27 protein-coding genes and 1 tRNA gene are annotated in these 25,003 nt (G+C 71.6%); 11 read left to right on the top strand and 17 right to left on the bottom strand.

Annotation, left to right across the window (positions count from 1 at the left end):
* Window positions 1-6: 6 nt before the first annotated feature.
* The 3 genes from ACCP09_RS26940 to nth are packed head-to-tail and all read right to left on the bottom strand — an operon-like array spanning window position 7 to window position 1,957.
* Complete coding sequence (locus ACCP09_RS26940) at window positions 7-690, bottom strand: NUDIX hydrolase (RefSeq protein WP_433751355.1); 684 nt, start codon at window positions 688-690, stop codon at window positions 7-9.
* Window positions 687-1,277 carry a TlpA family protein disulfide reductase gene (locus tag ACCP09_RS26945; RefSeq protein WP_027933563.1) on the bottom strand — a complete coding sequence of 197 codons (591 nt, stop codon included), beginning with the start codon at window positions 1,275-1,277 and terminating at the stop codon, window positions 687-689. The genes ACCP09_RS26940 and ACCP09_RS26945 overlap by 4 nt, the downstream gene beginning before the upstream one ends.
* Window positions 1,274-1,957: an endonuclease III gene (gene nth / locus ACCP09_RS26950; protein ID WP_027933562.1), complete on the bottom strand. Its 684-nt coding sequence runs from the start codon at window positions 1,955-1,957 to the stop codon at window positions 1,274-1,276. Before nth ends, ACCP09_RS26945 begins: the two co-directional genes overlap by 4 nt.
* Before the next feature lie 152 nt (window positions 1,958-2,109).
* Here nth and ACCP09_RS26955 point away from each other — a divergent pair, with 152 nt between their 5' ends.
* The 3 genes from ACCP09_RS26955 to ACCP09_RS26965 all read left to right on the top strand — a co-directional run bounded on the left by ACCP09_RS26955 (window position 2,110) and on the right by ACCP09_RS26965 (window position 4,827).
* On the top strand, window positions 2,110-2,361 hold the full coding sequence (locus ACCP09_RS26955; RefSeq protein WP_027933561.1) for a hypothetical protein: 252 nt from the start codon (window positions 2,110-2,112) through the stop codon (window positions 2,359-2,361).
* A 254-nt stretch (window positions 2,362-2,615) separates the two neighbouring features.
* Entirely contained in the window at window positions 2,616-3,290 is a 675-nt protein-coding gene (locus ACCP09_RS26960; protein ID WP_017985500.1) for a Crp/Fnr family transcriptional regulator, read from the top strand.
* Between the two features lie 319 nt (window positions 3,291-3,609).
* Window positions 3,610-4,827: an MFS transporter gene (locus tag ACCP09_RS26965; protein WP_400983743.1), complete on the top strand. Its 1,218-nt coding sequence runs from the start codon at window positions 3,610-3,612 to the stop codon at window positions 4,825-4,827.
* Here the strand turns inward: ACCP09_RS26965 and ACCP09_RS26970 are convergent.
* Window positions 4,824-5,642, bottom strand: coding sequence for an oxidoreductase (locus ACCP09_RS26970; protein ID WP_378364387.1), 819 nt, complete (start codon window positions 5,640-5,642; stop codon window positions 4,824-4,826). The genes ACCP09_RS26965 and ACCP09_RS26970 overlap by 4 nt on opposite strands.
* 70 nt (window positions 5,643-5,712) lie before the next feature.
* Here ACCP09_RS26970 and ACCP09_RS26975 point away from each other — a divergent pair, with 70 nt between their 5' ends.
* Window positions 5,713-6,618, top strand: a complete 906-nt coding sequence (locus ACCP09_RS26975) for a LysR family transcriptional regulator (RefSeq protein ID WP_433751360.1) — start codon at window positions 5,713-5,715, stop codon at window positions 6,616-6,618.
* 178 nt (window positions 6,619-6,796) lie between these two features.
* On the opposite strand, the gene ACCP09_RS26980 is transcribed toward ACCP09_RS26975, so the two are convergent.
* From ACCP09_RS26980 to ACCP09_RS27005, 6 genes are all read right to left on the bottom strand, one after another.
* Window positions 6,797-7,558 (bottom strand): MBL fold metallo-hydrolase, encoded by a 762-nt coding sequence (locus ACCP09_RS26980; RefSeq protein ID WP_027933558.1) that lies wholly within the window; start codon window positions 7,556-7,558, stop codon window positions 6,797-6,799.
* The gene (locus ACCP09_RS26985) at window positions 7,555-8,319 is read right to left on the bottom strand and encodes an NUDIX hydrolase (RefSeq protein ID WP_027933557.1); all 765 of its coding nucleotides are present in this window, start codon (window positions 8,317-8,319) and stop codon (window positions 7,555-7,557) included. Before ACCP09_RS26985 ends, ACCP09_RS26980 begins: the two co-directional genes overlap by 4 nt.
* 54 nt (window positions 8,320-8,373) lie before the next feature.
* Window positions 8,374-9,543: a hypothetical protein gene (locus ACCP09_RS26990; RefSeq protein WP_027933556.1), complete on the bottom strand. Its 1,170-nt coding sequence runs from the start codon at window positions 9,541-9,543 to the stop codon at window positions 8,374-8,376.
* A 34-nt stretch (window positions 9,544-9,577) separates the two neighbouring features.
* Window positions 9,578-10,198: a hypothetical protein gene (locus tag ACCP09_RS26995; RefSeq protein WP_017985507.1), complete on the bottom strand. Its 621-nt coding sequence runs from the start codon at window positions 10,196-10,198 to the stop codon at window positions 9,578-9,580.
* Window positions 10,198-10,653 carry a RidA family protein gene (locus ACCP09_RS27000; RefSeq protein WP_017985508.1) on the bottom strand — a complete coding sequence of 152 codons (456 nt, stop codon included), beginning with the start codon at window positions 10,651-10,653 and terminating at the stop codon, window positions 10,198-10,200. The genes ACCP09_RS26995 and ACCP09_RS27000 overlap by 1 nt, the downstream gene beginning before the upstream one ends.
* An 85-nt stretch (window positions 10,654-10,738) precedes the next feature.
* Window positions 10,739-10,900: a DUF4177 domain-containing protein gene (locus ACCP09_RS27005; RefSeq protein ID WP_017985509.1), complete on the bottom strand. Its 162-nt coding sequence runs from the start codon at window positions 10,898-10,900 to the stop codon at window positions 10,739-10,741.
* 72 nt (window positions 10,901-10,972) lie between these two features.
* Here ACCP09_RS27005 and ACCP09_RS27010 point away from each other — a divergent pair, with 72 nt between their 5' ends.
* A complete protein-coding gene (locus tag ACCP09_RS27010; RefSeq protein WP_378364384.1) occupies window positions 10,973-11,977 on the top strand; it encodes an ArsA-related P-loop ATPase in 1,005 nt (334 codons plus the stop codon).
* Entirely contained in the window at window positions 11,977-13,092 is a 1,116-nt protein-coding gene (locus ACCP09_RS27015) for an ArsA family ATPase (protein WP_433751368.1), read from the top strand. The genes ACCP09_RS27010 and ACCP09_RS27015 overlap by 1 nt, the downstream gene beginning before the upstream one ends.
* On the opposite strand, the gene ACCP09_RS27020 is transcribed toward ACCP09_RS27015, so the two are convergent.
* Window positions 13,089-13,376, bottom strand: a complete 288-nt coding sequence (locus tag ACCP09_RS27020) for a WhiB family transcriptional regulator (RefSeq protein ID WP_027933554.1) — start codon at window positions 13,374-13,376, stop codon at window positions 13,089-13,091. The genes ACCP09_RS27015 and ACCP09_RS27020 overlap by 4 nt on opposite strands.
* Before the next feature lie 212 nt (window positions 13,377-13,588).
* Here ACCP09_RS27020 and ACCP09_RS27025 point away from each other — a divergent pair, with 212 nt between their 5' ends.
* The 3 genes from ACCP09_RS27025 (at window position 13,589) to ACCP09_RS27035 (ending at window position 16,884) form a co-directional block, all read left to right on the top strand.
* On the top strand, window positions 13,589-15,748 hold the full coding sequence (locus ACCP09_RS27025) for a transglycosylase domain-containing protein (protein WP_027933553.1): 2,160 nt from the start codon (window positions 13,589-13,591) through the stop codon (window positions 15,746-15,748).
* Between the two features lie 61 nt (window positions 15,749-15,809).
* Window positions 15,810-16,781 carry a metallophosphoesterase gene (locus tag ACCP09_RS27030; RefSeq protein ID WP_051362870.1) on the top strand — a complete coding sequence of 324 codons (972 nt, stop codon included), beginning with the start codon at window positions 15,810-15,812 and terminating at the stop codon, window positions 16,779-16,781.
* 29 nt (window positions 16,782-16,810) lie between these two features.
* Window positions 16,811-16,884: transfer RNA gene (locus ACCP09_RS27035), tRNA-Pro, on the top strand.
* Between the two features lie 402 nt (window positions 16,885-17,286).
* On the opposite strand, the gene ACCP09_RS27040 is transcribed toward ACCP09_RS27035, so the two are convergent.
* On the bottom strand, window positions 17,287-18,033 hold the full coding sequence (locus tag ACCP09_RS27040; protein ID WP_123684601.1) for a class I SAM-dependent methyltransferase: 747 nt from the start codon (window positions 18,031-18,033) through the stop codon (window positions 17,287-17,289).
* 38 nt (window positions 18,034-18,071) lie between these two features.
* On the opposite strand from ACCP09_RS27040, the gene ACCP09_RS27045 reads away from it, so the two are divergent.
* The gene (locus ACCP09_RS27045) at window positions 18,072-19,901 is read left to right on the top strand and encodes a prolyl oligopeptidase family serine peptidase (protein ID WP_433751374.1); all 1,830 of its coding nucleotides are present in this window, start codon (window positions 18,072-18,074) and stop codon (window positions 19,899-19,901) included.
* On the opposite strand, the gene ACCP09_RS27050 is transcribed toward ACCP09_RS27045, so the two are convergent.
* The 4 genes from ACCP09_RS27050 to ACCP09_RS27065 form a co-directional block, all read right to left on the bottom strand.
* Window positions 19,898-21,289: a glutamate decarboxylase gene (locus ACCP09_RS27050; RefSeq protein ID WP_433751377.1), complete on the bottom strand. Its 1,392-nt coding sequence runs from the start codon at window positions 21,287-21,289 to the stop codon at window positions 19,898-19,900. The two genes, ACCP09_RS27045 and ACCP09_RS27050, sit on opposite strands and share 4 nt — an antisense overlap.
* Before the next feature lie 65 nt (window positions 21,290-21,354).
* Entirely contained in the window at window positions 21,355-21,831 is a 477-nt protein-coding gene (locus ACCP09_RS27055; RefSeq protein ID WP_017985518.1) for a Dps family protein, read from the bottom strand.
* Between the two features lie 30 nt (window positions 21,832-21,861).
* Window positions 21,862-22,281: an organic hydroperoxide resistance protein gene (locus tag ACCP09_RS27060; protein ID WP_027933548.1), complete on the bottom strand. Its 420-nt coding sequence runs from the start codon at window positions 22,279-22,281 to the stop codon at window positions 21,862-21,864.
* 65 nt (window positions 22,282-22,346) lie between these two features.
* Entirely contained in the window at window positions 22,347-22,889 is a 543-nt protein-coding gene (locus ACCP09_RS27065) for an NADPH-dependent FMN reductase (protein WP_027933547.1), read from the bottom strand.
* Window positions 22,890-23,014: 125 nt separating this feature from the next.
* Between ACCP09_RS27065 and ACCP09_RS27070 the strand changes: the two genes are divergently transcribed.
* Window positions 23,015-24,061: an alpha/beta hydrolase gene (locus ACCP09_RS27070; protein WP_378333611.1), complete on the top strand. Its 1,047-nt coding sequence runs from the start codon at window positions 23,015-23,017 to the stop codon at window positions 24,059-24,061.
* A 62-nt stretch (window positions 24,062-24,123) separates the two neighbouring features.
* On the opposite strand, the gene ACCP09_RS27075 is transcribed toward ACCP09_RS27070, so the two are convergent.
* Window positions 24,124-24,630, bottom strand: coding sequence for a hypothetical protein (locus ACCP09_RS27075; protein ID WP_123684598.1), 507 nt, complete (start codon window positions 24,628-24,630; stop codon window positions 24,124-24,126).
* Window positions 24,631-25,003 lie beyond the last annotated feature (373 nt).

Consider the following 25,003-nt stretch of genomic DNA (forward strand, 5'->3'; position numbering starts at 1 on the left):
GTCTCCTCAGTCGGTCGCGAGCAGATGATCGCGCAACGCTACGTCAAGATCCCGGACGTCGCCGCGATCCCACTCACGTGCCCAGCCGCCCAGTTCGAGCAGGACGGTCAGCAGCCCCGCGGTGAACCCCCACACGAACAGGCCGTTCACGGTGAAAGCCGGGCCCTTGTAGGTGGTCCCGGGCCGGCGCACCTGGAACCGGTTCGCCGGATCGGCCAGGTCGGCCAGCGGCACCCTCGCCACGGCCGCCGTCTCCCCCGGGTCGACGGCGTGCACCGGCGACGGCGCGTGCCAGTGGGCGAGCACCGGTGTCACGGCGAACTTGGACACCGGGATGAACAGCTCGGGCAGGATCGCGACCGGCCGCACGCCGGCCGGGTCGACGCCGGTCTCCTCCTCGGCCTCACGCAGGGCGGTGGCGACCACGTCGGCGTCCTCCGGGTCGGCACCGCCGCCCGGGAAAGCCACCTGGCCCGCGTGCGAACCGAGCGTGTCCGCGCGGCGCAGCAGCAGCACGTCCGGCCCCCGCTCGCCGTGGCCGAACAGGATCAGCACCGACGCGGCGCGCGTCAACTCGTCCTCGGGCGGGGTGAAGCGGGTGAACGCGGTCGAGTCGAGCTTCCCGCTGATCTCGACCAGCGGGCGCAGCCAGTCCGGCACTGACGCCGGATCGACGAGCGGTCCCTTCACGACAGCCTCCGCACGACCTCGCGCACCTGCTCAGGATCAGTGAACGTGGGTGGGCTCTCGATGAACCGGACCTCCCCCGCGGCGGTGACCAGGTAGGACGCCGGCAGCGCCGGACGCACCTTGAGCGCGCTGCGCACCGGGCCGCTCCCGCCGTCGCCGTCGAACACGGTCGGCAGCCGCACCCCGAGATCGGCCAGGAGCTCCAGCCCGTCGTCCGGCTTGCTCTGCACCTGCACCGTGAGGACCCGCACCGCGCCGGGCTCGCTCGCGTACCGCTGGAGCACGGGCAGCTCGGTCCGGCACGGCTCGCACCAGGTGGCCCACACGTTGACCAGCGTCACCTGGCCGGCGAGCGCGCTGCCGAGGTCGACGGTGGTCCCGTCGCCGAGGCATTCGGCGCGCACACCGGCGAGCTGGGCGACCTCGCCGGCGCCGGACGGGCACGGCGCCAGCGCGGCGGCGGCCCTGGCCGCGGTCAGGTCCGGGCCCACGACCGGGCTGTCCGAGCGGACCTGCGGCAGCACCGCGACGATCACCGCGAGCACCAGCACCCCGGCGACGAGCGCCCACCTGGTCGCCGTCGTCACTGCTTGGTCACCATCGCGAGCAGGTGGTCCCGCTCCGGGCCCTTGACCAGCTTCGCGGCCTCCTCGAACCCGGTCGGGCCCGCGCCGTAGGAGGGGCAGTCGCGGGCCAGCGGGCACGCGCCGCAGGCCGGTTTGCGCGCGTGGCAGACGCGGCGGCCGTGGAAGATCACCCGGTGCGAGAGCATCGTCCACTCCTTGCGGGGGATCAGCTCGCCGACCTCGTGCTCGACCTTGACCGGGTCCTCTTCCGCGGTCCAGCCCCAACGGCGCACCAGGCGGCCGAAGTGGGTGTCCACCGTGATCCCCGGCACGTCGAAGGCGTTGCCGAGCACGACGTTCGCGGTCTTGCGCCCGACGCCGGGCAGCGTGACCAGGTCCGCCAGCTTGCGCGGCACCTCGCCGTCGAACCGCTCGACCAGCGCGGCGCCGAGGCCCATCAGCGAGTTCGTCTTCGCGCGGAAGAAGCCGGTGGGCCGGATCAGCTCCTCCAGCTCGGTGCGGTCCGCGCCCGCGTAGTCGGCGGCGGTGCGGTAGCGCGCGAACAGGGCGGGGGTCACCTCGTTGACCCGCACGTCCGTGGTCTGCGCCGACAGCACGACCGCGATCAGCAACTCCAGCGGTGTGGTGAAGTCGAGTTCGCAGTGCGCGTCCGGATACGCGTCGGTGAGGCAACGAAGCATCCGGCGTGCGCGTCTCACGAGTGCGAGGCGGCTCTCCGTGCCCTTGCGAGGGCTGACATGAGACGCATTCGGCACGCCGCTAGCCTACGGAAGCCGACACGCCGGACCCCTGACACCACCCCCGAACCCGTGATGAGCGAGGATCAGAACCGATGACTGTCTGGTTCGTAGTAGCGGTGCCACTCGTGATGATGTTCTTCGCTCTGGCGATGGAACGGGTGGAGAACCGGCTGCGCCACGTCGCGGTCCAGGAGGAAGAGGTCGAGGAGTTCCTGGAGCAGGCCCGGCCGAACGAGGTCAGGGCGCTGTACGGGCACGGCATCGGCCGCGCGCTGGAGCTGTTCCGGCTGCGCCGCCTCGGTGGTCGCGCGGCCAAGACGCGTCCGCGCAAGAGCCGCGGCTGAGGCCCGCTGACCTCGACCGATTCAGCGAGGATCAGTCCCGCGCGCCTCCCACCACCACCCTCAACGGACGCGCTGCGCGCGACGGTTAGGCTGTCTCTTCGGAGCGAGATCGCCCTCGCCCGGCCGGGCGGTGATCGGTCTGTCCTCGGCGTGCCCTGAGGCGATCTCGTCCGAACGGCCTAGACTGCACGCAAGTGATCGGCGACACGCCCCGGCTCGCGGGAACACGGTCGCCACCGACGAGGAGGCACGAGGTGGACGAGACCCTGGCCCGGGCGGGCATCTTCCAGGGGGTGGAGCCGGCCGCGGCTGAGGCGCTCGCCCAGACCCTGGAGACCGTGGAGTTCCCGCGGGGTCATGTGATCTTCTCCGAGGGTGAGCCCGGCGACAAGCTGTACATCATCCTGTCCGGCAAGGTGAAGATCGGCCGCAAGTCGGCGGACGGCCGGGAGAACCTGCTGTGGATCGCGGGCCCCTCGGACATGTTCGGCGAGCTGTCGATCTTCGACCCGGGCCCGCGCACCTCGACCGCGACGACGGTCACCGAGGTGCGGGCGGTGTCGATGGACCGGCCGTCGCTGCGGAAGTGGATCGCGAACCGGCCGGAGATCGCCGAGCAGCTGCTGCGGGTCATCGCCCGCAGGCTGCGCCGGACGAACAACATGGTCGCCGAGCTGATCTTCACCGACGTCCCCGGCCGCGTGGCGCGCGCGCTGCTGCAGCTGGCGCAGCGGTTCGGCAGCCAGGAGGCCGGCATCCTGCGGGTCACGCACGACCTGACGCAGGAGGAGATCGCCCAGTACGTCGGCGCCTCACGGGAGACCGTGAACAAGGCGCTGGCCGACTTCGCGCACCGCGGCTGGCTGCGGCTGGAAGGCAAGTCAGTGCTGATCCTGGACCCGGAGCGCCTGGCCCGCCGCGCTCGCTGACACCAGCAAAAACAAAAGAACCGGGCGCCACCCCCGACGTGGCGCACCGGTTCTTTTGCTTTTCGCGCGGGCCATCCCCCGACAGACCGCGCTCCCCGCCCTCCGGTTCCGGCCCCGACCCTTTGCCGGAGGGAGCTTTATCTACTTGTCAACCTTGCCACGGCCCATACCCCGAGGTTCAAGGCCGTTCACCCCCATAGACGCGCCCGTTGCGGGTTCGTTGCGTGGGTCCGGCGAAAAGTTCTGGGCCGTTACCGAACCGAGACCTGAGCGGTAAATAACTGGTACTCACGTACCAAAATGAGGCATACTGGTACGCGTGTCCCAGACTTCCCTCGCCGACTACCGCGCTGCCCTGACCACGCCGGGCGCGACCCGTCCGATGGTCGCGTCCATCCTCGCGCGCCTGCCGATCGCGATGATCGGCCTGTCCGCGCTCCTCTACGTGCAGCAGGAGATGGGGTCGTTCGCCGTCGCCGGGCTGGTGTCGGCCAGCTCGCTGGTGGGCGTCGCGGTGGGGTCGGTCGTGCAGGGCAGGCTGATCGACCGCTTCGGCCCCACGCGGCCGCTGCTGTCCACCGCGGCGATGTTCGCGGTGATCCTGGTGACGCTCGCGCTGGCGATCGAGGCCCACGCGGCGACCCTGGTGCTGGTCGCGCTCGCGTTCGGCATCGGGATCACCGAGCCGATGGTCGGTTCGGCGTCGCGGGCGCTGTGGGGACGCCTGGTGCCCGCCGAGGCCGCACGCAACGCGGCGTACGCCTACGAGGCGATCAGCATGGAGGTCTTCTTCATCCTCGGGCCCGGCCTGGCCGGCCTGCTGGTCGCCGCGCCGTGGCCCGGCACCGGGATGGTCGCGGGCGGAGCGTGCATGGTGGCGGGCGCGGTGCTGTTCGCGCTGAGCCCGGCCGTCCGGGCGTGGGGACCGGCCGGCCGGACCCACCACTCGCTGCTGGGCGCGCTGAGCAGCCCCGGCATGCGGACGCTCGCACTCGCCGCGCTCGGGTTCGGTGTGGTCATCGGGTTCGTCGAGGTCGCCGTGCCCGCCGCGGCCACCGAGGCCGGGTCGCCGGCGCTCGGCGGCGTGCTGCTGTCGGTGTGGTCGGTCAGCTCGGTCGCGTTCGGCGTGGCGTACAGCCTGCGGCCGTGGCCGCGCGAGATGCCGCTGCGGCTGCCGGTGCTGCTGGCCGGGTTCGGCGTGCTCGTGGCGCTGCTGGCCTGGCCGTCGACGCTGTGGGGCCTCGCGATCGCGATGCTCGCCGCGGGCGCGCTGATCACCCCGCAGTCGGCGACGCACTCGGCGGCGATCGAACTGGTCGCCCCGAAGGGCACCGCCGCCGAGGCGTTCGGCTGGGTGCTGACCGCGGTGACGCTGGGGCTCGCGTTCGGGCAGTCGGTCAGCGGCTACCTGGTCGAGCACGCCGGCCCGTCGGCGGCGTTCCTCGCGGCGACCGCGGCGGCGCTGGTGATCGCCGCGGTGGTGTACCTGCTGCGCGGCACGGTCAAGGCACCGCGCGAGCACGTCCTGGCCGCCTAAAGCGCCGTCGCGCGGCTGACCTCCTCCCACGCGTCGAGGTCGGCGCGTAGCTCCGCGTGCTTGCCGCGCAAGGCCTCCACCGCGTCGGCGCCCAGCGCGAGCCGCAGTGGGGGCTTTTCGGCGTCCAGCACCCGCACGATCGCCTGCGCTGCCTTCGCCGGGTCGCCGGGTTGCGTGCCGTCCATCGTGTCGACCGCGGCCCGGGTCGGCAGGTCGCGGTAGGCCTCGATCTCGCGCGACCGGTGCATCCGCGCGCCGCCGAACTCGGTGCGGAACGCGCCCGGCTCGACGATCAGCACCCGGACCCCGAACGGCTCGACCTCCGCGGCCAGCGCCTCGGACATGCCCTCCAGCGCGAACTTCGCCGCGCAGTAGGCGCCGAACCCGGGCATCGACAGCTGCCCGCCCATCGAGCTGATCTGCACGATCGCGCCGCTGCCCTGCTCACGCAGGTGCGGTACCACCGCCTTGGTGACCGCGACCGCGCCGAAGAACATCACCTCCATCACCGACCGCAACTCGTCCATCGTGAACTCCTCGACCGCGCCGACCGACCCGTGACCGGCGTTGTTCACCACGACGTCGATGCGGCCGAACTCGCGCAGCGTCGCCTGCACGGCCTCCGCCACCTGCGCCGGGTCGGTCACGTCGAGCGCGTGCGTGCGCACCCGGTCGCCGGCGAGGTCAGCCAGCTGCTCGGGTCGCCGCGCGGTCGCCATCACCCGGTCCCCGGCCGCCACCGCCGCGCGGACCAGCTCCCGCCCGAAACCCGCGGAGCACCCGGTGATCAGCCAAACCCGTTCCGTCCTCGTCATGCCACCAGCCTCACCAAGATCACCCGGAGCGTCCAACACGCGTTTCCAACCGCGGCTACAGTCAGCACCTGTGAGGCTTCCCGAGCTGCGGCAACTGCGGTACTTCGTCGCGGTCGCCGACGAGCTGAGCTTCACCGCGGCCGCCAGGCGGCTCGGGATCGCGCAGCAGTCGCTGTCGCAGCAGATCACGGTGCTGGAGCGCACGCTCGGCGCCCGCCTGCTCGACCGGGACAGCCGCGGCACCCGCCTCACCGATCTCGGGCGGCGGTTCCTGCCGGAGGCGAAGGCGGTGCTCGACCGCGCCGAACAGGCGGTGACGACCCTCGCCAGGGCCGGCCGCGGCGAGGTGGGCGAGCTCACCGTGGCCTTCCTCGCGAGCACCGCGAACTACCTGCTGCCACCGGTCGTGCGGGCCTTCCGCGAGCGCTACCCTGACGTGCGGCTGACCACCGAGGACACCTCGGTCGCCACCCTCGTCGAGGGGCTGCGCGAAGGCCGCTACGACGCCGCGTTCAGCCGTCCGCCGCTGGTGGACGGGCTCGCCGCGCGCACGCTGGCCGTCGAAGAGGTGTGCGCCGTCCTGCCCGAAGGCCACCCGCTGGCCGATCGCGCGGAGCTGACGCTGGCCGACCTCGCGGACGAGCCGTGGGTGCTCACCGAGCGCAGTTCGTGGCCGCCGTGGCACCGCAAGTACGACGAGGACTTCCGGCGGGCCGGTTACGAGCCGGACGTCGTCCAGCGGGCGGGCAGTGTGCAGAACCTGCTCGGCCTGGTGGCCGCCGGGGTGGGGGTGTCCCGGCTGGCCCGCTCGGCGCACAGCCTGCGCCGCACCGGGGTGGTGTTCGTGCCGCTGGCCGGTGAGCAGGCCGCCACGCAGGTGCTGTGGCTGCCGGACGCGGACAAGCCGACCCTGCGCCGCCTGCTCGAAGTGGTCACCGAGCTGGCGGCGCGGACCGACCTCACGCAGTCCGGTTAGACCGGATTTCGAAGCGGCGGAGCCGCTTGGAGTGGGCCGTGCGCCGACACCGCCGCGGGTTCTGAGGTGGTTCCTGGCGAGGACAGCGCCGACGTGGTGTATCGGCATACATGAGGAGGCGATCCCACAGCCAGGGGCCGCCTCAGGTTCCGCCACCCGCACCGCCACGCAAGCCGCGTCAACCTCTCCTGAGGTACTCCAGTTGCGCCTTGACGCTGTGCTCGGCCGGCGCCCACAGCGCACGGTCGACGTCGGCGTAGACGACCTCGACCACCTGCCGAGCGGTGGCGTCCGCGCCGAGCTTGTCCAGCGCCGCCCGGACCTGGTCCAGCCGCTGCTCGCGGTGGTCCAGGTACTCCTGCGCGATCACCCGCAGGTCGGCCATCTCCGGGCCGTGGCCGGGCAGCGTGAGCAGCCCGGACGGCAGGTCGACCAGCCGCCGCAGGGAGTCCAGGTACGAGCCGAGGTCGGTGAGCACCGTGGTGCCGCGGCCGAGGATCGTGTCGCCGGTCAGGACCTGGTCCCCGACGCGCAGGCACACCGAGTCGCCGGTGTGGCCGGGTGTGTGCAGGACCTCGATGTCCAGGCCCGCCGCGGAGATCACGTCACCGTCGGCGAACGGGTCCGCGTCCCGGCACAGGGCCGCGTCGAAGGCCCGCACCGGCGCCTGCACCCGCTCGGCCAGCCACGGCGCGCCCTCGGTGTGGTCCGGGTGGTGGTGGGTGAGCAGGATCATCGCCACCGGGCCCTGTTCGGTGAGCAGTGGCAGGTGGTCCAGGTCCTGGTAACCGGGGTCCACGATGACGCACTCGGCCGAGCCGGGCGCCCGCAGCACCCAGGTGTTCGTGCCGTCCAGCGTCATCGTCGACGGGTTGTTCTCCAGCACGACGGCTGCGGAAGGCGAGACCTCGCGGCGCACGCCGTAGGCGGGGTGGCTCATTCCGCGACCACCCGGATCGCGTCGCCCTCGCGGATCAGCTTCGGGATGATCGCCTCGACCGTCCGCTCCGCGGCCAGCGCCTCCTCGGCGGTGCCGAACGAGGCCAGCTCGGTGAGCGTGTGCCAGGTCGGCGGCATCAGCATGCTGCGGCCGGCCTCGGCGTCGGCCAGCGCGTCGGCGGGCCGCCACCAGCCGGAGGACTCGGCCTCGGTCGTCTTCCCGTCGGCCTCCTGCCCCGCGGGCAGGATCGCGGCGAAGAAACGGGTGTCGTAGCGGCGCTTCTCCTGCACCGGGGTGATCCAGTGCGCCCATGGGCGGAGCAGGTCGGAGCGCAGGGTGAGGCCCTCGCGAGCCAGGAAGTCGGCCAGCGACAGCTCCCGCGACACCAGCTCGTCCCGCGCGCCCGCGTACCGGGCGGTGTCCGTGACGACCTCGTCCGCGGTGCCTGCCAGCAGCACCCCGGACTCCTCGAAGGTCTCCCGCACCGCCGCGCACACCAGGGCGCGCGCCACCTGCTCGGTCCCGTTGAACCAGCCCGCCCAGTCCGCGGCGGGCGGACCGGCCCAGGCGATCGTCGCGTCGGCGTCGCGCTGGTCCACCCCGCCGCCGGGGAAGACCGTCATGCCCGCGGCGAACGCCATCGCCGCCACGCGCCGCTGGAGGAAGACTTCGAGACCGTTCGCGCCGTCCCGCAGCAACAGCACCGTCGCCGCGTCGCGGGGCACGGCCGGTTCGGCCGGCTCCGCGACGGAGAAGTTCATGCTCCCCGGGATCCGGAAATCAAGTTGCACCACATGACGCAACTTACGTGGGAATCACGAGCCGGAGAAGCCGTCGACCCAGCGCGGGTCGTCCTCGGACCGGCTCGAACCGTTCGCCCGCACCTTGGCGGCCTCGGCGCGCTCCCGCTCGGCGAGCTCGGCGTGCAGCTCACGCAGGAGCTGGCGGTCGCGCTCGGACAGCTGCGGGTCGTTGAGGTCGAGCTCCGGGATTTCGATCACTTCACCCGGGCCGATCGTCGCCGAGGCCACGGCTCTCGGCTTCTCGCCGTCCTCCGCCGCCAGCTGCGCCCGCAGCTGCGCGACCTCCTCGGACGTCATGTCCATCGTGTTCTCCACGCGGCTGGGCTCGGGGCCCTCCTCGCGCGGCTTGAACACGTGGCCCGGCCCGCCGGAGGACGCGACGACCTCGGTGGGCTCGGTCTCCGCTGCCGCTTCGGTGGTGGTGGTCTCCTCCGCGGCCGGAGGTTCGGGCTCCTCGGGCTCGTCCCCGGCCGCGACCGTGGCGTGCGCCACGTGACGGCCGGAGCCCTGGCGCTGCGCCGGCGCCGTGGGAGCGGACGACGGGACGGCCCCGCCGGAGAGCCACACCGCGGTGGCCGCGGTGAGCGCCTGCTCGTGGTAGCGGGAGCGCTCGGTGGACGGCCCGGTGACCTCGACGACCGACCGGATCCCGGCGCGCCGCAGAGCGGCGTCGATGCGGTACGCGGCGGCAGGCGGGTTGCCCTCCGGGCCGATCTCGACGAGCACCACGCGCTGCGGCAGCGGGCCCGGCACGCTGCCGGCCGGGGTGTTGCGCCACACCGCGTGCACCGACCGCAGGTCCGGCAGCACCTGGAGGGTGCGGTCGAGCGCGTCGGCAATGCCGTGCTCGGGGTGGTTGTCGCCGGTGAAGCGGTGCAGGACGCCGGTCTCGGCCTCCGGGTCGTTCACCACCAGCTGGTCCGCGAGCGTCGCGTCGGACCGCGTCAGCTCCAGCACCAGCGCCAGCTCGTGCCGCTCCGCCTCGCGGACCGGCAACCGGCCCGCGATCAGCGCGCCCGTGGTCAGCTCGGCGGCCTCGTCGAGGCGCGCTCGCGCGATCAGCTCGCGCGCCTCCGACAGCAGGCTGTCGTCCAGGCGTCCTGCCAGACCCAGCAACAGGTTGTGCAGGCGCAACGGCACCGCGAACCCGTCGCCCGCGATCCCGTCGTGGACGTCCACCATCTGACTTTCTCCCTCCAGCTCGGCAGGAGTGCCGTTACGCGGCGACGAGCCGGTTCCCGGTGTCCACCGCACCGACGCAGACGAGCTCGGAGCTCGCCAGTGCGGCCTGGTGGTACTCCGGCAGCTCGAACCGCGGCGGCATCACCTCGACGCTGGGTTCCTCGTCCCCCAGCACCCGCAGGACCCGCTGCAGCTCCCCGGTCAGCCTCGGCAGCCCCGACAGGGCCGTGATCAACAGCACGCGCTTGGATTCCTCCCCCGTGCGCTGACGCCAGCTCTGCCGCACCTCGCCGACGTCCGGCCGACCCCGCAGGGTGGCGTGGACCAGCGCGGACACCGAGTCAACCGAGTTCACCTGATCGGGTGCACTCGGGGTGAATGTGTACCGGTTCTCGCCGACCTCGTCCACCCCCAGGGTCGAACTCACCTGGTGCCAGTCCGCGCCGTGCGGCACGAGGCCCGCCACGAGCAGGCGATACTCCGGCTGGTCGAGGTCGATGTTGTGCTTGAGCAACGTGCGCGGCAACGTTCGAGCCAAGGTCGACATCGCGCCCTCGCCCAGCCAGTCCCGGTAGCGCCACAGCAGCCGGTCGGGCATCCGCCCGGCCAGCCGCAGCAACAGCTCGTGGCACGCGGCCTCGATGTCCGGGTCCATCAGCTCACCTCGACAATCAGTTCGACCTCGACCGGCGCCCCCAGCGGCAACTCGGCCACACCCACCGCCGAGCGGGCGTGCGCGCCCGCGTCGCCGAAAATCTCGCCGAAGAGCTCCGACGCGCCGTTGATCACGGCCGGCTGGCCGGTGAACCCCTCCGCGGACGCGACGAACCCGACGACCTTCACGATCCGGACGATCGACTCGAGACCGACGAGCGCGTCCACCGCCGCGATCGCGTTCAGCGCCGCCGTCCGGGCGTGGCGCTTGGCCTCCTCCGGGCTGACCTCGGCCCCGACCTTGCCGGTCGCGGCGAGCTCGCCCCCGACGAACGGCAGCTGGCCCGACGTGTAGACCATCGAGCCGCTGCGCACCGCAGGCACGTAGGCGGCAACCGGCGCGGCGACGCCCGGCAGCTCGATCCCCAGTTCGGCCAGGCGGTCGCCCCAGCTCATGCCGCCTCCTCTCCGGACGCGGCAAGCCGCGGCAGTATCACCACGTCGGCGAGCATGGTGCTCGATGACTCGGTCGCAAGCTCCCTCATGCCTTGGCCCGCTTGAGGTAGGCGACGTGCTGCTCCCCGCTCGGGTTCGGCAGCACGGTCACCAGCTCCCAGCCGTCCTCGCCCCACTGGTCGAGGATCTGCTTGGTCGCGTGGATCAGCAACGGAACCGTGGCGTACTCCCACTTCGTGGCGCTCATGGGGGCCAATCTAGTGGTGATGGGAAGCTCTCCTCGCGGCGGCAGCGTGATCGCTGGCTTACGCTGGATCGTGTGAGCACACCCCTGGCCGGATGGACCGACGAGCTCGCCCGCGCCCGGTTGCACTTCGTCACCGGCAAGGGCGGCACCGGCAAGACGACCATGGCCGCGGCACTCGGGATCGCGCTGGCCAGCCACGGACGCCGGGTGCTGCTGGTCGAGGTCGAGGGCAGGCAGGGGTTCGCCCAGCTCTTCGACACCGAGCCGCTGCCCTACGCCGAGCAGCGGATCGCGGCGGTGCCCGGTGGCGGTGAGCTGCGGGCGCTGCACATCGACGTGGAAGCGGCGCTGCTCGAGTACTTCGAGATGTTCTACAACCTGGGCTTCGCGGGCCGGACGCTGCGCCGGATGGGGGCGATCGAGTTCGCCACCACGCTCGCGCCGGGCCTGCGGGACGTGCTGCTCACCGGCAAGATCAAGGAGTGCGTCGGGCGGACCGGCCCGGACGGCAGGCACGTCTACGACGCGGTCGTGGTCGACGCGCCGCCGACCGGCCGCGTGGTCAAGTTCCTCGACGTCACCAAGGCGCTGACCGACCTGGCGAAGGCGGGCCCGATCCGCGGCCAGGCCGAGGGCGTCGTGCGGCTGCTGCACTCCGAGGAGACGGTCGTGCACCTGGTGACGCTCCTGGAGGAGATGCCGGTGCGCGAGACGGTGGAGGCGGTGGCCGAGCTGGACGGCGCCGACCTGCGGCCGGGCGCGGTGCTGGTCAACCGGGTGCGGCCGCCGCGGCTGCCCGCCCGGTCGATCTCGCCTGCCGCGGACGGGCGGGTGGACGCCTCGCGGGTGCGCAGCGGGCTGGCCTCGGCCGGGCTCGAACTGCCCGACGCCACCATGGAGGCGCTGGTCGCGGAGACCGTCGAGCACGCGATCCGGCTCGCCGCCGAGCAGCGGGCGCGGGAGCAGCTCGCCGAGGCGGACCTGCCGACGCTGGAGCTGCCGGAGGAGTCCGGCGGCATCGACCTCGCCGCGCTGTACGACCTCGCGGAGTCGCTGACCGACCAAGGGGTGCGCTGATGACCGAGCGGCTCGACGTCGACGCGTTGATCGACGACCCGAAGACGCGGATCGTCGTGTGCTGCGGTTCCGGCGGGGTGGGCAAGACCACCACCGCCGCGGCGCTGGCGTTGCGCGCGGCCGAGCGCGGCCGCCAGACGGTGGTGCTCACGATCGACCCGGCGCGGCGGCTGGCGCAGGCGCTCGGGCTGCGGGAGCTGGGCAACCACCCGCGGCAGGTTTCGGTCGCCGGGTTCGAGCCCAAGGGCGAACTGTGGGCGATGATGCTCGACATGCGGCGCACCTTCGACGACATGGTGCGCACCCACGCCGGCCCGGAACGCGCCGAGGCGCTGCTCGCGAACCCCTTCTACCAGACCATTTCCACGTCGTTCTCCGGCACGCAGGAGTACATGGCGATGGAGAAGCTGGGCCAGCTCGCGGCCACCGACGAGTGGGACCTGATCGTCGTGGACACGCCGCCGAGCCGGTCCGCGCTGGACTTCCTGGACGCGCCGAACCGGCTGTCCAGCGCGCTCGACGGGCGCATGATCCGGCTGCTGACCGGGCCGGCGAAAGCGGGCGGCTGGGGTCTGCGGAAGGTGGTCAGCACCGGGTTCTCGATCTTCGCGAAGGCCGTGTCGACAATCATCGGCGGCCAGCTGCTGGCTGACGCGTCGGCGTTCATGCAGGCCTTCGACAGCATGTTCGGCGGGTTCCGGGAACGCGCCCGCAAGACCGCCGAGCTGCTGCGCTCGGAGGGCACGTCGTTCCTGGTGGTGGCCGCGCCGGAGCCGGACGCCCTGCGCGAGGCGAGCTACTTCGTCGAGCGGCTCGGCGGCGAGAACATGCCGCTGGCCGGGCTGGTCGCGAACCGGACCCACCCGGTGCTGGCGGACCTCTCGGCGACGGCGGCGCTGTCCGCCGCCGAGAAGCTGGAGTCGACCGCCCCGCTGGCCACCGCGGTGCTGCAGCTGCACGCCGACCGGGTGGCGCTGGCGGAACGCGAGAAGCGGCTGCTGGCGCGCTTCACGCGCGCCCATCCCGGAGTCCCCCTCGTCGAGGTGCCCGCGCTCCCCAGCGACGTCCACGACATTGCCGGCCTCCGCGAGATCGGCGAACGGCTGGCGTCCTAGGACGCCTCGACGAAGTCCTTGCGCGCCGAGTCCAGCAGGTCGGTCCAGGATTCGACGTCCGGGCGGCGGCGCAGCAGGGCGCGGCGCTCCCGTTCGGTCATCCCTCCCCAGATGCCGAAGCTGATGCGGTTGTCCAGCGCCTCGGCCAGGCATTCGGTGCGCACCGGGCACCCCATGCAGACCAGCTTCGCCCGGTTCTGGTCCGCTCCCCGCACGAACAGCTCATCCGGATCCGCGTCCCGGCAGAGGGCGCGGATGCGCCAGCTCTGTGGTGTGGATTCCATCCCCCAAGCTCCCCTCGTGATGTGCCTGCTCACCCGGAGCCTCCCCGGCTCCGCACTACGTGAGACGTTGACGGACTGTAGAGGCCGACGGTTCCCGCCGCCAAGAGCCCGATGGAAATTCGTTACCGGAATACGTCGCGAGCCCGGCGTTCCCGTGGTATTCAGGCGACGCGGCCCGGCGGGGTGACGCCGGTTCCCACTACTCTGGCGATGTGCGCAAGACGGATGGTCTGTTCAAACTGCTCGGCCTGTGCCTGCTCGCGGGAATCCTCGTCGCCGGGGTGCTGTTCCCCGTGGTCGGCGCCGCGGGGGTGGCCTCCAACAGGGCGAGCGAAACGGTCGACAGCATGTCCGCCGAACTCGCGAACGTGCCGCCGCCGCTGGTCACCACGATCACCGATTCGGCGGGCAACCAAATCGCCACGCTGTACGACCAGTACCGTATTCCGACGGCCAGTGACGAGATCAACGAGGCCATGAAGTGGGCCCTGGTCTCCACCGAGGACCGGCGGTTCTACGAGCACCACGGCGTGGACTGGAAGGGCACGCTGCGCGCCGCGCTGAGCAACAGCGCAGGCGGCGACACCCAGGGCGCGTCGACGCTCACCCAGCAGTACGTGAAGAACTACCTCATCAACGTGATCTACCGGGACGACCCGGTGGGCCAGCAGAAGGCCCAGGAGCAGTCGATCGCCCGCAAGCTGAAGGAAGCGCGGATCGCAATCCAGCTCGAGAACACGATGAGCAAGGACCAGCTCCTCACCAGCTACCTCAACGTCGTCGAGTTCTCGCGCAAGATCTACGGCGTCGGGGCGGCCGCGCAGGCCTACTTCAACACCACCGCGGACAAGCTGTCGGTCACCCAGGCCGCGCTGCTCGCCGGCATGGTCAACAACCCACCGTTCTACGACCCGTGGAGCCACCCGGACCGCGCCACCGAGCGCCGGAACCTGGTGCTGGACCGCATGGTCGACAACCTGAAGCTGTCCAAGGCAGACGCCGAGCGGATGAAGACCGAGCCGCTGGGCGTCGTGCCGGGCGGGCCGTCCAAGCCCGCGTCCAACTGCGTCGGCGCCGGGCCGGAGAACGGGTTCTTCTGCCAGTACGTCGAGGACTACCTGCTGTCGCACGGCATGGACAGGGACGACCTCTACACCGGCGGCTACACCATCCGCACGACGATGGACCAGCGCGCCAACCACGAGGCGAAGATGTCCGCCCAGACCCAGGTCAGCAAGACGCAGAAGAACGTGGCGAACGTGCTGTCCCTGGTGCGGCCGGGGAAGAACCGGCACGAGGTGGTCGCGCTGGCCGCGAACCGCGACTACGGCACGGACGCCAGCGCGGGCCAGACGACGTACGCGTTGCCATCGGGCGTCTACAACACCGGCGGCGCCGGGTCGAGCTACAAGATCTTCACCTCGGCGGCGGCGATCCAGAACCGCGTGATGGGCATCTACGACACCATCGAAGTGCCGAACTTCTATGTGTCCAATGTGTTCACCGGCGGTGGAAACCGCTGTCCCACGGTCGCTCTGGGCACCCGCGCGTACTGCCTGGGCAACGCCACCGACTACGAGGGCGGCACCCGCACGATGACGCTGCAGCAGGCGCTGCAGACCTCGCCCAACACGGCGTTCGTCATCCTCGAGGAACGCACCGGCATGGGCCCGATCGTCGACATGGCGAGCAAGCTCGGCCTGCGTGACACGATGGCGCGGAACCTCGGTGGCGGCGCGGTGAAGCCGGAGTCGAAGAACGCCGGCGAGAACAAGACGCAAACCGCGTTCTTCGGGCCGACCGACAAATCGGCCGGACAGGGTTCGTTCACCCTCGGCGTGTCGGCGACCAGCAACCTGGAGATGGCCAACGTCGCGGCGACGATCCTCAGCGGCGGCGTGTGGTGCCCGCCGACGCCGATCGCGCAGGTGCAGGACCGCGACGGCAAGCCCATCCCGATCAGCGAGCAGCCGTGCGAGCAGGTCATGGACGAGGCCGCCGCCAACAGCCTGGCCCAGGGCATGAGCAAGGACGACCTGCCCGGCGGCACCGCGGCCGCGGCAGCCGCCCAGGTCGGCTGGAACCGGCCGATGATCGGCAAGACCGGAACCACCCAGAGCAACGGCTCCGCGGCCTTCGTCGGCGGCACCCCGCAGCTCGCCGGCGCCGCGATGGTCTTCCGGCCGGAAGGCGGCAGCGGCGGCCTCTGCGACGGCGGCCCCGGCAACGTCTACACCTGCGGCGAAGGCAACATGTTCGGTGGCAAAACCCCGGCCCGGACGTGGTTCGGCGCGGTGAGCAAGATCCTCGGGCCCAACGACCCGATCCTGCCGCTACCGCCGTCCGACCCGCGCTACGAACGGGCCCGCTGACGCACCGCCCCGGGCACTCGCCGGTGCCCGGGGCGCCCCACCGACCCGTATCCTGGGCTGTGTGAGCACGGTCCGTGACAGCCAGAAGCTGACAGCCAAACGCCTCGCCGCCGGGACGGTCGCTCTCGGGGCCGCCGCGTTCGGGTACGCCTCCGGCATCGAGCGGCGGCACTACGTGCTCCGCACCGCCGAACTGCCCGTACTGGCGCCCGGCGCCCAGCCGATGCGCGTCCTGCACATCTCCGACCTGCACATGCTCCCCGGGCAGCAGGCCAAACAACGCTGGGTCGCCGCGCTCGACCAGCTCGAACCCGACCTGGTCGTCAACACCGGCGACAACCTCGCCCACCCCAAAGCCGTGCCCGCCGTCCTGCGCGCCCTCGGCCCGCTCCTCGAACGGCCCGGCCTGTTCGTGTTCGGCAGCAACGACTACTACGCGCCCAAACCCAAGAACCCCGCCCGCTACCTCATGCCCCGCGGCAAGAAGAAGCGCATCCACGGCCGGAAACTCCCGTGGCGCGACCTGCGGGCCGCATTCCTCGAACACGGCTGGCAGGACCTCACCCACGTCCGGCACACCCTCACCGTCGCCGGGCAGACGGTGTTCGCCGCCGGCCTCGACGACCCCCACCTCCGCCGCGACCGCTACGGCGAGATCGCCGGCCCCGCCGAACCCGCCACCCTCCGCCTCGGCGTCACCCACTCACCCGAACCACGCATCCTGGACCCCTTCGCCGCCGACGGCTACGACCTCGTCCTGGCCGGCCACACCCACGGCGGCCAACTCCGCATCCCCGGCATCGGCGCCCTCGTCACGAACTGTGAGCTGGACCGCAGCCGTGCGAGAGGGGCCTCCCGCTGGGGAGCCCACATGTGGCTCCACGTCTCCGCCGGACTGGGCACCTCCCCCTACGCCCCGGCCCGCTTCGCCTGCCCACCCGAAGCAACGCTGTTGACCCTGGTAGAACGCGGCCGAACCACGCCGAAGACAACGAAGGCCACCCCCCGCAAATCCCCCCGCGCCATCCGCTAAACTCTTCTTCGACCCGCTAAGCAGTACATCGGGGTGTGGCGCAGCTTGGTAGCGTGCCTCGTTCGGGTCGAGGAGGTCGTGGGTTCAAATCCCGCCACCCCGACGGAAGATCCGGAGATCCCCTGTCCGCCGAAATAAGGCGGACAGGGGATCTTCCTTTGTGTTCTCTGGGGGTCGAACCCCCAGACCCCCGCCAGGGGGCAAGCCCCCTGGACCCCCCGCGGCGACGCTTCGCTCGCCTGGAGAGCCGCGTGTGACGTTGGTCAGTTGGGTCGCCTTTCAAACCTCTAGAACCGGCGGCCGTGTCGGGTGGTGATCGCCTCCATCAACCACACCCCCTCCGGGACCGATCCCCAGCCTTCTTCGGTTGCCGAGTAGCGGGGTCAAGGTACTCTTTCCCGCCTTGACGCCGCTGCTCGGCAATCGAACAATCGAGATCGGGGCGGGTGGGGGTGCCGGGGCGTAGCGGAGCGAAGCCGGCGCCCTTCAAGAACCCGCGTAGCGGCTACTTCACTGCAATGAGCTCGACCCAGTACTGGGCGAAATCGCCGTCGCCGGCGTGTGACCAGGCCCAGGCCGATCTGGCGGCCGAGGCCAGTTGGTCCCGCTCCAGCGGCGAGGCGCTCAGGGCGGCGTCCAGGCGGGCCTCCACGTAACGCGCCAGCTGGCGGTAGCTCATGTCCGAGCGGAAACGGCCGTGCGTGCGGATGTCACGGAAACCGGCGGAAGCCACCCACGACGCGACGTGCTTGCCGGCGAACGGGTCGCCGCCCGCGCGGCGGCGCAACAGGTAGTGGCCGCGTAAGGCCGCGGCCACGTTCGCGGTGCCGGGGCGCAGGCGGGCGCGCGACCAGTCCGAAGTGGACAACGCGACGGTGCCACCGGGGCGCAGGACCCGGCGGATCTCCGCCAGCGCGTCCACGGGACGGGCCAGATGCTCGAACAACGCGTGCGCGAACACCAGGTCCACGCTCTCGTCCGCCACCGGCAACGCGTACACGTCCCCGGCCACGAACTCCACTTTGGACGATTCCGGGAACTGGCCCGGCTCGCGGTCCACCCCCAGCACGTTGCCCCGTCCGGCGATCGTCGCGAAGCCCGCGGTGATCGTGCCGGGTCCGCACCCCACGTCGAGCACCCGCATGCCCGGCCGCAGCAGTCGCAACACGTATTCGGCACGGTCGGCTGCGGTGCGTGACGCCATGACCGACAGCGCGTCCTGCTCGAACCCGGGCGCGTATCCCTCCAGCACACGCACACGGTACGGGCAGGAGCTGGCAGGATCGAGGGGTGACCACTCAGCACCCGCCCGCGAACATCCCCGACCGCCTCTTCGACGACCCCGAGGCCGAGGCCCGCTGGCGCGCGCGGTTCCACGCCCCGCGCGTGTCGGTGCCGGACTGGTCCCTCGACGCGCCGGACCGCAACATCTACGTCTCCAACGCCAGCGGCGTCTGGGAGGTCTACTCCTGGGACCGCGCCACCGGCGAGCACCGCCAGGTCACCGACCGCCCCAACGGCACCCTGCACGCCACCACCGCGCCCGACGGCAGCGCCATCTGGTGGTTCAACGACACCGACGGCGACGAGTTCGGCACCTGGATGCGCCAGCCGTTCGACGGCGGCCCCGCCGAGCCCGCCCTGCCCGACGTGCACGCCGGCTACCCGGCCGGGCTGGAAATCGGCCACCGCATCGTCGCCAGCGGCGTCTCCACCGACGACGGCAGCGAGCTGTTCGCCACCCGCGACGGGCAGACCACCCGCTTCTACTCCAGCGAACAGGACGCCGGCATCGCCGCACTGTCCCGCGACGAGACGCTGCTCGCGATCTCGCACGCCGAGCACGGCGACTCCCGCCACCCCGCGGTCCGCGTCCTGGACACCACGGGCTTCGACGCCGTCGCCGACAAGTGGGACGGCGAGGGCAAGGGCCTCACGCCGTTGGAGTTCTCGCCCGTCGCCGGCGACCAGCGGCTGCTCGTCCTCCACGAGCGCCGCGGCCGCGAGGAGCTGCTGATCTGGGACGTCGCCGCGGACACCGAGCTGGAGCTGGACCTCGGCCTGCCCGGCGAGGTCGTCGCCACCTGGTACCCGAAGGCCGACGCGCTGCTCGTCGTGCACTTCCACGAAGCCCGCAGCAGCCTGCACCGCTACGACCTGACCACCGGCGAACTGTCCGCTGTGGACACGCCTCCCGGGCGCATCGGCGGCGCCGGGGTCCGCCCGGACGGCACGATCGAGTACTCCTGGTCCAGCGCGGCCGAGCCGGCCGTCATCCGGGCCCGCGCGACCGACGGCTCCGACACCGTCCTGCTCACCCCGCCCGGCGACCCGGCGCCCGGTTCGGCGCCGGTCACCGATGCGTTCGTCGAGGGCGCGGGCGGCCGCATCCACGCGCTGGTCGCCCGCCCCCTGCACGCGCCGGACGGGCCGCTGCCCACGGTGTTCACCCTGCACGGCGGCCCGCACGCGGCCGACGAGGACCGCTTCTCCGCCTACCGCGCGGTGTGGCTGGACGCCGGGTTCGCCGTCGTCGAGGTCAACTACCGCGGCTCGACCGGCTACGGCTCGGCCTGGCGCGACGCGATCGAGGGCCGCCCCGGCCTGACCGAGCTGGAGGACGTCGCCGCCGTGTACGACTGGGCCGTCTCCAGCGGCCTGAGCGACCCGGCGCGGATGGTCGTCTCCGGCGCATCCTGGGGCGGCTACCTGACGCTGCTCGCCGTGGGCACCCAGCCGGACCGGTGGGCGGCCGGGGTGGCGAGTGTGCCGGTGGCCGACTACGTCGCCGCCTACGAGGACGAGATGGAGCAGCTGCGCCAGTTCGACCGGGCGCTGTTCGGCGGGTCGCCGGAGGACGTGCCCGCCGTCTACCAGGAGTGCTCGCCGCTCACGTACGTGGACGCGGTGAAGGCGCCGCTGCTGGTGCTGGCCGGCGACAACGACCCGCGCTGCCCGATCCGGCAGATCGAGAACTACCTGGAGCGGCTGGCCAAGCGCGACCTGCCGTACGAGTTCTACCGCTACGACGCCGGCCACGGCTCGCTGGTGATCGCCGAGACGATCAAGCAGACCGCGGCCGAGGTGCACTTCGCGATGAAGGCGGTCGGCCTGGCCTAGTGGTGGAAGGCCGTGCTGGTCGCGGGCTTGTGCTGGGGCCGGTCCTGCTCGGCGAGTTCGGGCAGGACCCGCTTCAGGTCCTCGACCAGCAGGTCGGCGAGGTCGTGCGTGAAGCCGTTGCGGCACACGATCCGCAGCACGGCGAGGTCGGTGCGGTCCTCCGGGAACGTGTAGGCGGGCACGAGCCAGCCGCGTTCCCGGAGCCGCCGCGACACGTCGAACACGTCGAAGCCGGTCACGTCGTCACGGGTGGTGAACGCGAACACCGGCAGCTGGTCGCCACGGGTGAGCAGCTCGAACGGCCCGAGCTCGGCGATCCGCCCGGCCAGCCGGGTCGCGACGTCGCGGCAGGCCTGCTGCACGATCCGGAACCCCTCGCGGCCCAGCCGGACGAAGTTGTAGTACTGCGCCGCCACCTGGGCGCCCGGCCGGGAGAAGTTGAGCGCGAACGTCGGCATGTCGCCGCCCAGGTAGTTCACGTTGAACACCAGCTCGGACGGCAGCGCGTCGCGGTCCCGCCACAGCACCCAGCCGACACCCGGGTAGACCAGCCCGTACTTGTGCCCCGAGGTGTTGATCGAGGCGACCCGGGGCAGGCGGAAGTCCCACTCCAGGTCCGCGTCGAGGAACGGCGCGATCATCGCCCCGGACGCGCCGTCGACGTGCACCGGGATGTCCCAGCCGCGCTCGGACTGCAACCGGTCCAGCGCGGCGGCGATCTCCGCGACCGGCTCGTAGCTGCCGTCGAAGGTGGAGCCGAGGATCGCGACCACGCCGATCGTGTTCTCGTCGCAGCGCGCGACGGCCTCCTCCGCCGTGAGGTGGAAACGGTCGCCGTCCATCGGCACCAGCCGCGGCTCGACTTCCCAGTACGCGCAGAACTTCTCCCAGCAGACCTGGACGTTCGCGCCCATCACCAGGTTCGGCCTGCCGGTCCGGCCCAGCTTGCTCCAGCGCCGCTTGAGCGCCATCCCGGCGAGCATGCACGCCTCGGACGAGCCGGTCGTGGAGCAGCCCATGACCGCCTCCGGGTCCGGCGCGTGCCACAGGTCGGCCAGGATGCTCACGCAGCGCCGCTCGAGCTCCGCGGTCTGCGGGTACTCGTCCTTGTCGATCATGTTCTTGTCGGCGCAGTCGGCGATCAGCTCACGCGCCTGCGGCTCCATCCAGGTGGTGACGAACGTCGCCAGGTTGAGCCGCGCGTTCCCGTCGAGCATCAGCTCGTCCCGCACCACCTGGAGCGCGGTGTCGGCGGGCAGGGTCTCGTCGTTGAGCCGGCTGCGGGGCGGCGTGTAGGTCGCCGCCAGCGCCGGACTCGTCACCGCGTGCAGCGGGTTGCTCCCGCCCGGCCGGTCGTCTGCTCCCTGCTCACCCGCGTGCAGCACCATGAGCCGAATCTAGCCCGGAAAACGGGCCCCGGAGCGCATTCCGGGGCCCGTATCGCGAATTCGGGTCAGGCGGTCTGCGCCTGCCACATCCAGTGGGCCTTCTCCAGCTCGTGCGTGATCTCGATGAACAGGTCCTGGGTGACCAGGTCGCTCTTGTCCGTCTCGTCGATGCGCTTGCGCATGCGCTGGATCAGGTCGGCGAGGATCGCCACGATGTTTTCGATCGTGGACTCGACGCTCTGCCAGTTGTCCGGGTAGTCGGGCAGGCCGGAGCTCTCCACGACCGTCTTGGCCTTACCGTTCGGCGAGATGCCGATCGCGTTGGCCCGCTCCGCGACCTCGTCGACGTAGTTCCGCGCGGTGCTCACCAGCTCGTCGAGCTGGAGGTGGACGCTGCGGAAGTTCGACCCGACGACGTTCCAGTGCGCCTGCTTGGCGATCAGCGACAGGTCGACCAGGTCGACCAGCGCGGCCTGCAGTGCGTTACCGGTGATCTCCTTGTCGGCCGGGCTGAGCGGGCTCTGGATGGGTGCGTTCGCCATCGAAAAAATCCTCCTTGTCGACAACTCTTGTCAGGTCGTCGCGGTGATCTCGACCTGGATGTTTCCCCTGGTGGCGCGTGAATAAGGACACACCTGGTGGGCTTGCGCCGCAAGTTCGCCCGCCTTGTCCTGCTCCAGGCCGGGCAGGTGGGCCACGAGCTTGACGGCCAGTTCCAGGCCGTCGCCGTTGCGGCCGATGCCGACCTCGGCGGTGACGGCGGAGGAGTCCAGCCCCACGTCGGCCTTGCGCGCCACGACCTGCAGGGCGCTGTGGAAGCAAGCGGCGTAGCCGGCGGCGAACAGCTGCTCCGGGTTGGTCATCTCGCCGCCCGGCCCGCCCATCTCCTTCGGCACGGCCAGTCGTTCGTCGATGACGCCGTCGGAGGAGGTGACCTCTCCGTTCCGTCCGTCACCGCGAGCGGTCGCGACCGCTGTGTAGACCGGTTCCACGTGTTCCCCTCCGCCGACGGCAGGTGTCAGCGGGTGGGTACCCCGTGGCCGGGAGGACGAATCCTCTAGCGGCGGCGGGCGAAGTCCACGACCTGCCGCCCGATCAGCTGCAGCGTCCGCACGGCCTTCTCCTCGGAAGCGCCGCCGACCTCGTCGAACTTGACCTCGGCGGAGTTGATCGACCCGCCGAGTGGCGTCGGCCACCCGCGCAGCGCGTGGGTGATGGTGCGCAGCTGGTCGAGCGTGGTCACCGCGGCCTGCCAGCCGTAGGCGACCGCGGCGAGCCCGACCGCGCGGCCGTCCAGGTAGGGGCGCTCGTCGGGCCGCAGGTCCTCCACGTAGTCCAGGGCGTTCTTGATCAGCCCGGACAGCGCGCCGTGGTAGCCGGGCGAGACGATGACCAGGCCGTCGGCCCGGCGGATCGCCTCGACCAGGCGGACCGCCTGCGGGGTCCGGTCGGTGATCGCCGAGTCGTAGAACGGCAGCACCAGGTCGTCGCCCGTGAGGGCGAGCGTCTCGGCCCCGGCCGCCGCCGCGCTGTCCAGCGCGATGCGCATGGCGCGCTCGGACTGGGAGCCCGGGCGCAGGGAGCCGCCGATACCGACCACGTTGACCGCCGCACTAGTCACGTTTTCGAGGCTAACCCCTCCACCTAAGTGGAGGACCAGCATCTGGGACGGAGGCGGCCGTCACACCTACCCAGTTTGCCTACTAGTGAGTAACCTCTGTCACCATGGCGACCTCACTGCAGAGCCGCGTGGAAGCCGCCGCGGCCCAACTGATCTTCGGGCTCCCGGAGCCCCTGCGCCGGTTGATCGCCGGGCGCCCGATCCGGCTGGACGGGCAGGAGCTGGCGCTGGACGCCCAGTTGCTGCTCCGCCTCCAGCAGCTGAACCGGGTCAGCATGAGCGCGGGCACGCCCGAGGTCGCCCGGCAGCGGATCCTCGACTCGGGGCACCTGGTCAGCGGCAAGCCGATCGAGCCGGTGCGCACGCAGGAGATCGTGATCCCGGCCGAGCACGGCCCGCTCCCGGCGACGCTCTACGTGCCGGACGGGTTGCCGTCGCCGTCGCCGCTGCTGGTGTTCTTCCACGGCGGCGGCTGGGTGGTCGGCAGCCGCGCGAGCCACGACAACACCGCGCGTTACTTCGCCAAGCACGCGGGCGTGCGGGTGTTGTCGGTCGAGTACCGGCTCGCGCCCGAGCACCCGTTCCCGGCGGCCCCCGAGGACGCCGTCGCCGCGTTCGGCTACGCCCACGCGAAGGCGGCCGACCTGGGTGTGGACCCGGACCGGATCGCGGTGGGCGGGGACAGCGCGGGCGGCAACCTCGCGGCGGTGACCGCCCAGGTGACGACCGCGCGGGGCGGTCCGGCACCGGCGTTCCAGCTGCTGCTCTACCCCGGGGTCGACGCGAGCACGCGGCGCCGGTCGCGGGAGATCTTCGGCAGCGGCTTCTTCCTCACCGACGCCGACATGACGTGGTTCATCGACCACTACGCTCCGGCCGGCGTGGACCGCACCGATCCGCGGTTGTCGCCGCTGCTCACCGAGGACTTCACCGGGCTGCCGCCTGCCTACGTCGCCACCGCCGGGTTCGACCCGCTGCGCGACGAGGGCGAGGAGTACGCGGCCAAGCTGCGGGACGCGGGCGTGCCGGTCACGTTGAGCCGCCAGCGCGACCTGATCCACGGTTACGTCAACTTCCTCGGCGTCGGCAGGCGGTTCCGGGAGGCGACCTCGGAGGCGGCCGGCGCGCTGCGGGTCGGCTTGCGGGCATAAAAAGACCGGGATCCGATGTGGACGTCCACATCGGATCCCGGTCCCCCCTGCCGGATTGCTTGTCAGGCCACCGGAACCGGCACCGGAACCGGGAGCGGCGGAGCGGAGCCGAGCAGCGACGCGAGCAGGCTCGTCACCGTCTTGAGCAGGTTCTTGAGCAGGTTGCTGACGATGTTCAGCGGCGGCGGCAGGTCCGGGATGTCCGGCACCGGAGGCAACTGGCGGACCTCACCAGCCTTCGAGGGGTCGGCCAGGACGCGGCTCGCCTCGGCGGCGTAGTCGTTGCCGGTGGCGGCCGCCTGCTGCGCGTCGGACTGGATGGTGTACTTCTGGCCCGCGGCGAGGTCGCCGAGCACCGGGCTCATCTGGCCGAGCGAACGCTGGGTGGCCGGCACGTCTCCGGCGTAGGCCGCCCTGGCGAGCTGGTCACGCAGCTGGAGGACCTGTTCCGCGGCGGCCTGCGTGCTGGACGTCCCCTTGCCCCCAGCCGCGGCGACGCCTGCGCCGGACACCGCCAGCACGCTGCCGGCCACCGCCACAGCGATGATCCGGGCGAATTTGCCTAACATCTCCCTACCTCCTGGCCTCGGTGGACCTGTCAGGAAATGCGTACCCGCCGTGTTGATCTCCCACCACTCGGCACCCGAAGACGACGGTTTCCAACCTTCACGTGGCGGATTCGGTCCCCGGCTTGAGGCCCGCATCTGATGAACCTGACCTTCGCCCGATTGATCAAGACCTTGACGACCGGGGATCGCGGAGCGTGATCACGTCACCCGCAAGAACCCCAAACTCACTCAACCAGATGCAAAACACGGCACCGGGGCCAAACGAAAGCCGGCAACGCAACGGCACCGACTACCCCAACCAGACCTCCCCCGCGCCACAACCGCCACCCGGCAACGCAAGAAGACCGACCAACGAACCAGACCTCCCCCGCCC

The organism is Amycolatopsis sp. 3B14 (assembly GCF_050958625.1).
GTDB lineage: Bacteria > Actinomycetota > Actinomycetes > Mycobacteriales > Pseudonocardiaceae > Amycolatopsis_E > Amycolatopsis_E thermoflava.

What these genes read in the sequence shown, in the direction of transcription:
- nth (WP_027933562.1), bottom strand. Translation starts at nt 1,957, where the DNA reads ATGCTTCGTTGCCTCACCGACGCGTATCCGGACGCGCACTGCGAACTC.
- ACCP09_RS26955 (WP_027933561.1), top strand. Translation starts at nt 2,110, where the DNA reads ATGACTGTCTGGTTCGTAGTAGCGGTGCCACTCGTGATGATGTTCTTC.
- ACCP09_RS26970 (WP_378364387.1), bottom strand. Translation starts at nt 5,642, where the DNA reads ATGACGAGGACGGAACGGGTTTGGCTGATCACCGGGTGCTCCGCGGGT.
- ACCP09_RS26980 (WP_027933558.1), bottom strand. Translation starts at nt 7,558, where the DNA reads ATGAGCCACCCCGCCTACGGCGTGCGCCGCGAGGTCTCGCCTTCCGCA.
- ACCP09_RS26985 (WP_027933557.1), bottom strand. Translation starts at nt 8,319, where the DNA reads ATGAACTTCTCCGTCGCGGAGCCGGCCGAACCGGCCGTGCCCCGCGAC.
- ACCP09_RS26990 (WP_027933556.1), bottom strand. Translation starts at nt 9,543, where the DNA reads ATGGTGGACGTCCACGACGGGATCGCGGGCGACGGGTTCGCGGTGCCG.
- ACCP09_RS26995 (WP_017985507.1), bottom strand. Translation starts at nt 10,198, where the DNA reads ATGGACCCGGACATCGAGGCCGCGTGCCACGAGCTGTTGCTGCGGCTG.
- ACCP09_RS27000 (WP_017985508.1), bottom strand. Translation starts at nt 10,653, where the DNA reads ATGAGCTGGGGCGACCGCCTGGCCGAACTGGGGATCGAGCTGCCGGGC.
- ACCP09_RS27005 (WP_017985509.1), bottom strand. Translation starts at nt 10,900, where the DNA reads ATGAGCGCCACGAAGTGGGAGTACGCCACGGTTCCGTTGCTGATCCAC.
- ACCP09_RS27015 (WP_433751368.1), top strand. Translation starts at nt 11,977, where the DNA reads ATGACCGAGCGGCTCGACGTCGACGCGTTGATCGACGACCCGAAGACG.
- ACCP09_RS27020 (WP_027933554.1), bottom strand. Translation starts at nt 13,376, where the DNA reads ATGGAATCCACACCACAGAGCTGGCGCATCCGCGCCCTCTGCCGGGAC.
- ACCP09_RS27050 (WP_433751377.1), bottom strand. Translation starts at nt 21,289, where the DNA reads ATGGTGCTGCACGCGGGTGAGCAGGGAGCAGACGACCGGCCGGGCGGG.
- ACCP09_RS27055 (WP_017985518.1), bottom strand. Translation starts at nt 21,831, where the DNA reads ATGGCGAACGCACCCATCCAGAGCCCGCTCAGCCCGGCCGACAAGGAG.
- ACCP09_RS27070 (WP_378333611.1), top strand. Translation starts at nt 23,015, where the DNA reads ATGGCGACCTCACTGCAGAGCCGCGTGGAAGCCGCCGCGGCCCAACTG.
- ACCP09_RS27075 (WP_123684598.1), bottom strand. Translation starts at nt 24,630, where the DNA reads ATGTTAGGCAAATTCGCCCGGATCATCGCTGTGGCGGTGGCCGGCAGC.